6 protein-coding genes are annotated in these 8917 nt (G+C 70.7%); 4 read left to right on the forward strand and 2 right to left on the reverse strand.

Going from position 1 to position 8917, the window contains the following annotated elements; translation table 11 throughout:
* Positions 1 to 44: 44 nt before the first annotated feature.
* Complete coding sequence (locus ABT186_RS08685; protein ID WP_351924221.1) at positions 45 to 959, reverse strand: hypothetical protein; 915 nt, start codon at positions 957 to 959, stop codon at positions 45 to 47.
* Between the two features lie 872 nt (positions 960 to 1831).
* On the opposite strand from ABT186_RS08685, the gene ABT186_RS08690 reads away from it, so the two are divergent.
* From ABT186_RS08690 to ABT186_RS08700, 3 genes are all read left to right on the forward strand, one after another.
* Positions 1832 to 2542, forward strand: a complete 711-nt coding sequence (locus tag ABT186_RS08690) for a CBS domain-containing protein (RefSeq protein WP_351236649.1) — start codon at positions 1832 to 1834, stop codon at positions 2540 to 2542.
* A gap of 249 nt (positions 2543 to 2791) precedes the next feature.
* Entirely contained in the window at positions 2792 to 5470 is a 2679-nt protein-coding gene (adhE, locus tag ABT186_RS08695) for a bifunctional acetaldehyde-CoA/alcohol dehydrogenase (protein ID WP_351236651.1), read from the forward strand.
* A gap of 189 nt (positions 5471 to 5659) precedes the next feature.
* Positions 5660 to 6325 carry a DUF4389 domain-containing protein gene (locus ABT186_RS08700; protein WP_351924364.1) on the forward strand — a complete coding sequence of 222 codons (666 nt, stop codon included), beginning with the start codon at positions 5660 to 5662 and terminating at the stop codon, positions 6323 to 6325.
* Between the two features lie 562 nt (positions 6326 to 6887).
* Here the strand turns inward: ABT186_RS08700 and ABT186_RS08705 are convergent.
* Positions 6888 to 7889, reverse strand: a complete 1002-nt coding sequence (locus ABT186_RS08705; RefSeq protein ID WP_351924223.1) for an Acg family FMN-binding oxidoreductase — start codon at positions 7887 to 7889, stop codon at positions 6888 to 6890.
* A 691-nt stretch (positions 7890 to 8580) separates the two neighbouring features.
* Between ABT186_RS08705 and ABT186_RS08710 the strand changes: the two genes are divergently transcribed.
* Positions 8581 to 8820, forward strand: coding sequence for a hypothetical protein (locus ABT186_RS08710; protein ID WP_351924225.1), 240 nt, complete (start codon positions 8581 to 8583; stop codon positions 8818 to 8820).
* Positions 8821 to 8917: the final 97 nt, after the last annotated feature.

Consider the following 8917-nt stretch of genomic DNA (forward strand, 5'->3'; position numbering starts at 1 on the left):
CCCGAGCCGACTTCTCCGCAAACTCCGGGTTCACAGCCGCCGCATCAGTGACCGGAGCCGCCGTCGACACCGCCGCCTTCGCCACCGCCACCGCCGGGCTCACCGCCGCCGCTGGGACGGCGCTCGTTCTCCTGGCTGCCGCCGTCACCGCCGCCGCCTTCGCCGCCGCCCCCGCCGCCGTCTCCGCCTACGCCGCGGTCGAAGATGCCGCCGTGGCCGAAGAGACCGGCGCCGTCGCCGCCCTCACCGCCGAAGCCTCCGCCGTGACCGCCTCCGAACTCGCCGAAGCCGCCGCCGTCACCGCCTCCGAACCCGCCGAACCCGCCCTCGGCACCTCCGCCATGGCCGCCGAAGCCCCCGAAGTCGCCCCCGGTGCCGCCGTCTCCGACACCGAAGCCCCCGAAACCGCCCTCGGCTCCACCGAAACCGTCCCCGAATCCGCCACCGGAGCCCAGGTCTCCGCCTTCGCCGAACCCGGCAGGACCGTCGATCCCCGAGGTGCCGTGCCCGAGGTCGCCGAAGGAACCGAAGTCGCCGAAGTCGGCCGAGCCACCCGGGTCGCCGGGCAGGGCATCCCCACCGCCCGGGAAGGTGCCACCGAACGTCCCGCCGATCAGGCTGATCCTGTCGGACGCTGCGGCGTCGAGCGCCCCGGCATCATTCGTACCGTGGTCGGCAGGGGCGTGGTCGACGGGCGCGTGGTCGACGGTCACATCGTGATGCGCCAGTGCGTGTGCCGCACTGCCGAAGAAGAGGGACGACTTGGACAGCCGCGCGTCGAGCGTGGCCGGTCCGTCGGCGGTACCGGATTCGACGCGCAGCCGGCGCAGCCCGGCGACCTGCTCGGGCGTCAGGCCAAGTCTTCGTGCAACGTCGTCGGTGTCGCCGTCGAGTTCGGCCCTGAATGCCGGGTCGACGGCAAGGCGGGTCATGGCATCGCGAAAGGCGGCGTCGGTCATGTCGTCATGTCTCCGTCGGTCTGCGGGTGCTGGTGCTGATCCCGGCGGAGCTGAGGATCCCCCTGGTCGGCGGCTGGCAGCCATTTCCGGCCATCCCCACCGAAGCCTGCAGGATGGTTATAGGGGTGACGAGCCAACCCGCGCAAGGCCTGGAGCAGCGCATCCTTGCTGGACAGGGGGCCGGTGGAGGAGTCGTGACGGCAGGGCTCGGTCTCCATACGGCCAGAAACCGTTTGCGCTCGACGGCGTGAGCCGAACCCTGTCTTGCACACGAGGCCGGGCTCGACCATGTCTCCTGCTCGCCGTTCCGCGTCCCGATCTCGCGCCCGGAGGCCGGACATGCGGCCCTCTCCGGGGCCGGAGGCCGACGACAACAGGTGACCGATAGCCCGGGCCCTCAGGAAAGTCCGGGCTTTTTCCTCGACGGCCCCGGTGAGTGCGAACAACCCTCACCGAGGCCGACCGACTGCTGGGCCGCTGATCCGTCAGCATCAGCGCGGGCGGCCGAAGTCGCTGCGCAGCCGCTCGAGAGCAGGGAGCCCATCCCGGCCGACGGCGACTGCCGGGCCCGGGCCGGGACGTGGCCGCGTCTCGCACGGGCCCGGCGATCCGGGGCATTCAGTCCCACGCTTTCGGGACGGTCGGCCCCTGCCCCGGCAACTCCTCGCGCGGAACGCTGAAGAAGCATCAGGGGCCGGCTCCCCGGGACGGTCCACAGGACGGAAACAGCTGCTCGGCCGACAGAGCCCGTGCGCCCCGGTCCCTGTGCCATCGCAGACGCCGCGCCCACGGGACCCAACGCCGGCGGGCGTCCCAGCACAGCATCCGTCGCGCTCTTCCTGCGGCGGTCGACGCGGAAGGGAACCGGCGTGATGACCCGTACTGTCGGCGAGGTAATGACCCGCGAGGTCGTCGAAGCACGCCGGGAGACGTCTTTCAAGGACGTGGCACGACTGCTGGACCGGCACCGCATCAGCGGCCTGCCCGTGGTGGACCACGACGACAAGGTCCTCGGAGTGGTCTCCGAGACCGACCTGATCCGCTTCCAGGCCGCGCAGCCCGCCCGTGGCCGCGTGCGGCGGTTGCGCAAGACCGCGCTGCGCGGCTCCGCCCGCCACACGACAACGGCGACCGCCCGGGCCACGACCGCCGGAGAGCTGATGTCGACGCCTGCCATCACGGTGCACCCGGAACAGCGCGTCGCGGACGCCGCGCGCGTCATGGAACGCCACCGCGTCGACCGGCTTCCCGTTGTGGACGAGGAGGACCGCCTCATCGGCATCGCCACCCGTCGGGACCTGCTGCGGGTCTTCCTGCGGACGGATGAGGAGATCCGCCGGGATGTGACCGACGAGGTCATGACGCGCGCCATGTGTCCGCCACCCCACACGGTGACCGTCTCGGTCCGGGACGGCATGGTCACGCTGGAGGGCCGGCTGGAGCGCCGCAGCGACATCCCCCTCACCATCCGGCTGACATGGCGGGTGGACGGAGTGGTCGGCGTCGTGAACAGTCTGACGTTCCGTATCGACGACACTCGTCCACCCGAACAAGCTCCCTCGGCCGGGATCGCCCACCCCTGACTGCTCGAGAACTGACCGCAGCGGCTGGGGACAGCGGTGAGCGGTGTCCCCGTGAACACTCACGAACCGGGGCCACCCGGCCCGGGTACGGGGGCCGAACGGACGCCCGCCGGGGCCCGGGGGGACCTGCTCATCGGAGGGGCTCCGGAGAGACGCTGCTGCTGGAGCGGCGCCGATCGCTCGCGGCGCCGCTCCCGTACGGGCCGTCGGCTGTGCGGCCTCACCTCTCTCTACGACGGAGGCACACCCATGACCCGCCACGACGACCGAACCGCGACCGCAGTCCCCGCCGAGGCGCCGTCCGGCATTGCCGTCGCCGTCGACCGGCTGGTCACGAACGGCCTCAAGGCACTGGCCGACTACGAGGCCCTCGACCAGGAGCAGGTCGACCACATCGTGAAGAAGGCATCGGTCGCCGCCTTGGACCAGCACACCGCCCTGGCGCGTCTCGCGGTGGACGAGACCGGACGCGGCGTGTTCGAGGACAAGGCGGCCAAGAACATGTTCGCGTGCGAGCACGTCACGCACAGCATGGGCCATATGAAGACCGTCGGCGTCATCGCCCGCGACGACGTCGAGGACATGGTCGAGATCGCGGAACCGGTAGGCGTGGTGTGCGCGATCACGCCCGTCACCAACCCCACCTCCACCACGATCTTCAAGGCGCTGATGGCGCTGAAGACCCGCAACCCCGTCGTGTTCGCCTTCCATCCCTCCGCCCAGCACTGCAGCGCGCAGGCCGCGCGGATCGTACGGGACGCCGCCGTCGCCGCGGGCGCCCCGGAGCACTGCGTCCAGTGGATCGAGACCCCGTCGGTCGAGGCCACGGGCACGCTCATGCGCCACCCGGGCGTCTCGCTGATCCTCGCCACCGGCGGCAACGCCATGGTCAAGGCCGCCTACTCGGCCGGCAAGCCCGCCCTGGGCGTCGGCGCCGGCAACGTCCCCGCGTACGTGCACAAGAGCGCCAAGCTGCGCCGGGCCGTCAACGATCTGGTGCTGTCGAAGTCGTTCGACAACGGCATGATCTGCGCCTCCGAGCAGGCCGTCATCCTCGACGACGAGATCCATGACGCGGCGCTGGCCGAGTTCCGCACCCTGCACGCCCACCTGGCAACCGCCGAGGAGAAGGCGAAACTGGAGGCGTTCCTCTTCCCGACCAGCAGGTCGGCCTCGGGCGACGGATGCGAACCCAAGGTCAACTCCGCCGTCGTCGGCCGGAGTCCGGCATGGATCGCCGAGCAGGCCGGCTTCACCGTGCCCGACGACACCTCCCTCATCCTGGCCGAGGTCGAACGGGTGGGCCCGGCGGAACCGTTGACCCGCGAGAAGCTCTGCCCGGTCCTGGCCGTGCTGCGCGCCGACTCCGAGCAGCAGGGCTTCGATCTGGCCGCCGACATGGTCGCCTTCCACGGCCAGGGCCACAGCTCCGTCATCCATACCGAGGACCGCGAACTCGCCGAGGCGTACGGCAGGCGCATGAAGACCGTACGCGTCATCGTCAACGCCCCGTCCTCACAGGGGGCGATCGGCGGTATCTACAACAACCTGCTGCCCTCGCTCACCCTGGGCTGCGGCTCTTGGGGTCACACCTCGGTGTCCAACAACGTCTCCGCCGCCCAGCTCCTGAACGTCAAACGGGTCAGTGGGCGCCGTAACAACCTGCAGTGGTTCAAGATCCCGCCGAAGATCTACTTCGAGCCACAGGCCATCCGCTACCTCGCCGACATGCCGGACCTTCACCGCGTCACGATCGTCACCGACGCGACCATGACCCGGCTCGGCTTCGTCGACCGCGTCACCCGCGTACTCCAGCAGCGCCACGAGCCGGTCACCGTGCAGGTCATCGACAACGTCGAACCGGAGCCGAGCATCGACTCCGTCCGGCGCGGCGCCCGCCTCATGGGGGACTTCCGCCCGGACACGATCATCGCGCTGGGCGGCGGCTCCCCGATGGACGCGGCCAAGGTGATGTGGCTGCTGTACGAGCAGCAGGCCGCCGGCGACGACATCGACTTCGCCGACATGCGGCACAAGTTCTCCGACATCCGCAAACGCGCCTTCCGCTTCCCCGTCCTGGGCAAACTGGCCCGCCTGGTGTGCGTCCCCACCACCTCCGGAACCGGCGCGGAGGTCACACCCTTCGCCGTCATCTCCGACCCGGCCACCGGCAAGAAGTACCCGCTGGCCGACTACGCGCTCACGCCGAGCGTCGCCATCGTCGACCCGCTGCTCACCGCGGACCTGCCCCCGGCACTGGCCGCCGACAGCGGCTTCGACGCGCTCACCCACGCCGTCGAGTCGTACGTGTCCGTGTACGCCAACGACTTCACAGACGGCCTCGCCCTGCACGCGATCCGGCTGGTCTTCGACAACATCGAAGCGGCTGTCAACAACCGCGTCGGCCGCCCCGACGCGCGGGAGAAGCTGCACAACGCGGCCACCATCGCGGGCATGGCCTTCGGCAACGCCTTCCTCGGCATCGTCCATGCCATGTCCCACACCCTCGGCGCCACCTTCCACATCGCGCACGGCCGTACCAACGCCGTCCTGCTGCCGCACGTCATCCGCTACAACGGAACCATCCCGACGAAGCTGACCGGCTGGCCCAAGTACGAGAACTACCGGGCCCCGGATCGCTTCCAGGAGATCGCCCGCGCCCTTGGCCTGCCCGCCGCCACCCCACAGGAGGGCGTCGAGTCGCTGGCCCGCGCGGTGGAGCGGCTGCGCGACGCCGTGGGCATCGAACCGTCGTTCCGGACCCTCGGCGTCGACGAGCACGCCTACCTCGACGCCCTGCCCCAGCAGGCCCTGAACGCCTACGAGGACCAGTGCGCGCCCGCGAACCCCCGCATGCCGATACTCGCCGACATGCAGGAGATCATGCGCGCGGCCTACTACGGACCGAACGGCGTGACTGGCACCTGAGCACCGGACGGACCGCATCGGCATCAGTCCCGGGCGGGTGCCGATCCGGCGGGTGCCCGTGGGGGGAAGCCGGGACGGACGGCCCCCAGGACGGCTCCGGACGGCCCTCCCGACGGTGCCCTGTCTGTGACCACACTGGTCCTGGAGCCGAGTATCGGCTGTCGCTCCGGGCCGAAGGAGTTGATCGCCATGACAGCCCTGGCCGGAACACCTGACCGTCCAGTCCGGGTGAGCGCGGTGCTGGATGCGCCGCTGTCCCGGTGGCTGTGGCTGGTGAAGTGGATCCTGATCATCCCTCACTACGTGGTTCTCTTCTTCCTCTGGATCGCCTTCACCGTGGTGAGCGTGATCGCGTTCTTCAGCATCCTGTTCACCGAGCGCTATCCGCGCCCCCTGTTCGACTTCAACCTGGGGGTGCTGCGCTGGACCTGGCGGGTCGGCTACTACTCGTACGGCGCTCTGGGCACCGACCGGTATCCGCCGTTCAGCCTGGGCGAGGAACCCGACTATCCGGCGCGGCTGGACATCGACTGTCCCGAACGGCTCTCCCGGGGCCTGGTGCTGGTGAAGTGGTGGCTGCTGGCCATCCCCCACTACATCGTCATCGGGTTCTTCCTCGGCGGCCGGCAGCTGGGCTGGTGGGACGGTGGGCTGATCGCCGTGCTGGCGGTGATCGCCGCCGTGACCCTGGCCTTCACCGAGAAGTACCCGAAGGATCTGTTCGACCTGGTTCTCGGCCTCAACAGGTGGGTGCTGCGGGTCGCTGCCTACGCCGCCCTGATGACGGACACGTATCCGCCGTTCCGGCTCGACATGGGTGGTGCCGAACCGGACGAACCGGAGGTGCTGTCGTGATCGCCGTTCTGGTGGGGCGTTCCTGATCGTGCACGGGCTGCTGCACCCGGGCGTCCCGACGGCGCCGCAGCAGCCCGACAGGATGAGGGGCCAGGGGTCCCGGCCGTACCGGAGAACGGCCCGATGTCAGCACCCGATCGATGGGCCGTGAGGCCGGCCTGTCCAGGTGTTCGTGCGATGCGCGGGCCGGTCGGCCGCTTCGCCCCGCCGGACCGGCCCGACAGGACCAGAAGGCGAGATCGGCATCTTCACTGCGCCGCCTCTCGCGGCCCGGCTGGAGGCCCTGACCGCCGCCCGCATCCCGATCTGGTGCTCAACCTGCGCTCCCCGGCCTTCAACGACTGCACCGGTCTCGGGGTCCTGTGCCGGGCACGAAACCGAGCCGAGGCCCGGCACGGTCGGTTGCGGCTGGCCACCGGCAGTGTGCGCTTCCAGCGGATCCTTCGCGCCGTGCCTGGCAGGTGCCCTCGAAGTCCACCCCGGCATGGGCACAGCCCTGGCCCCTGCGCCGCATGCCGTCGCCACAGCTGCCGCCACGGGTTGATGACCGTGCGGACGGGCCCTAGTGACTCACCGCCACTTCATCCAGCACCAAGCGCGGAGTGTGCCGCGGGCTCGCAGCGCCTTCGGGGCCGTATCCGAGGCGGATGAGCATCTGCACATGTCCGATCCGCCCTGGCGTCGGGCTCAGGGAACTGCGCAGGTCCGGCCATTCCAGCGCCTGGTGCAGCAAGGAGGCCCGCAGACCGTGTGCCGTGGCGAGGAGCCACACATGCTGGAGCGCCTGGCCGGCGCGCAGCCAGTCGGCGCGGCGGTCGTGCTCGGTGATCAGCACAGCGACGATCGGTTCCGTCTCGAACGGTCGGGCAACCAGCCGCTCGGTGTGCCGCTGCGCGGTGAAGTCCCGCATGGGAAGGTTTTCGCGGGCGTCCTGGGGACCGAGGACCACCCGCGGCAGGCCCACATCGGGAGTCGGCTGCAGATCGCGGTGGACCCAGCGGTTGCTCTCCGCCACGCGGTCGGCATCGATACGGTTGCGGCGCTCCGCCTCGGCGGTCAGACGGAGCAACCGCGCTGTCTCGACAGGGTCGGGAAACCAGAGCCGCGCACCCTCCGCACGGGCGGCTTCACCGAGTTCCTTGCGCAGATACGGCGGCAGCGGCTTTCCCGAGAAAGGGAGGCGGCTGCTGTGCCTGCGCCAGATCGCTTCGTACAGGTCGGCCCGGTGTCCCATCGGACGTCTGGCGGCGACCCCTGCCAGGCGGACAACTGCGAGGAGGCCAGGGTCCTCCGGGAAGGGCAACAGTCGTCCGACCGGCGACCGTCCGAAGTGCGCGATCGCGATCCGGAGATTCAACAGGCACGCCCCCACCGACAGATGCAGCGCGCGGCCTGTTGGATCCGTGTGCGGCAGGCCGCGTTCAGGGGCGGCGCGGACCTGGAATGTGGCCGACGCGGCATCCACCAGGAAGGACCATGGCTGGGTGTTGTGGATCGAGGGCGCGGCGATCGCGGCCGACAGACAGGTCTCCGGAATCACGGCGTCCACTGTTGTGCGGTGCATGATGCCCTCCTCACGCGTCGGCGCAGGCCTGGGGGTTCTGTCCTCCGAGTGTGGGTGTCCGGCCACGGCCCGGTGAGGGACCGATGGTCCCGCCGCCGGGCCGGACGGGGCACACTCATGGTGTGAACGGCATCCGAACGCTGCCGCGACTCCCTGCGGCCCGTCGCCGCCGCGACTCCCTGCGGCCCGTCGCCGCCGCGACTCCCTGCGGCCCGTCCTTCGCAGGACGTGGGCTGAACGGCCCGCCATCGGCAGCGAGTCGGCCCCGGCCGGCCCTCCCGTACTGCCTGGTCGGCCCATGCCCCCTCACTCGTCAAACGCAGGAGTGGTCATGATGACGCAGGACAGCAGACGCCGTCGCGGGTCCTGGCCCTGGCTCGGGACCGTCCTGGTCGCCCTCTCCTGTCTTCTGACCGCCTGCGGAGGCAGCGGCAGCGGCTCGGAGGCGCACTCGACGCCGCCCCGTCCTTCCGCCGATCCACCCACCGCCACCCCATCGGAGAGCGGCCCCGGCACGCCAGGAATCCCCAGCTCGCCCTCTGTGGCAAGGCCGGCAACATCACCGTCCTCGTCCTCGGCCTCGGCACGGTCCCCAGCTCCGCATGAGACAGCCTCCGCGACCCCAGGGTGTGTCGCGGGTTCCACCGCCATCGCCCACGGCCCCGAGGACGCCGCCGTCCACCATCTGTGTGTGCGATCCGGTACGACGGTGACCGTGGTCCTAGAGCCCCGGGCCCAGGGTTCCTGGCCGCAGCCGCGCACCAGCAATCCGATGCTGGCGCTGGTGACCTCGAGCGCCACGGACAGCAAGGGCGTTACCCGGGTCACGGTGCGGGCCGCGCGCACGGGAGCGGTGACTGTCACGTGGGGGCCGCAGAGCGCGCCCCTCTTCGCGCTCCGGCTGAGTGTGGCGGCGTATCCGGTGCAGTGAGCGGACCGCGCGCGGCGGCGGCGAGGACCCCGCGGGGTGGTGGACCGCGGCCCCCCCCGAACACCGGCAGGCCATGGGCAGCGTTAACGACCCGGAC

Source organism: Streptomyces sp. NPDC001634, assembly GCF_040298185.1.
Lineage (GTDB): Bacteria > Actinomycetota > Actinomycetes > Streptomycetales > Streptomycetaceae > Streptomyces.

What these genes read in the sequence shown, in the direction of transcription:
- ABT186_RS08685 (WP_351924221.1), bottom strand. Translation starts at nt 959, where the DNA reads ATGACCGACGCCGCCTTTCGCGATGCCATGACCCGCCTTGCCGTCGAC.
- ABT186_RS08690 (WP_351236649.1), top strand. Translation starts at nt 1,832, where the DNA reads ATGACCCGTACTGTCGGCGAGGTAATGACCCGCGAGGTCGTCGAAGCA.
- adhE (WP_351236651.1), top strand. Translation starts at nt 2,792, where the DNA reads ATGACCCGCCACGACGACCGAACCGCGACCGCAGTCCCCGCCGAGGCG.
- ABT186_RS08700 (WP_351924364.1), top strand. Translation starts at nt 5,660, where the DNA reads ATGACAGCCCTGGCCGGAACACCTGACCGTCCAGTCCGGGTGAGCGCG.
- ABT186_RS08705 (WP_351924223.1), bottom strand. Translation starts at nt 7,889, where the DNA reads ATGCACCGCACAACAGTGGACGCCGTGATTCCGGAGACCTGTCTGTCG.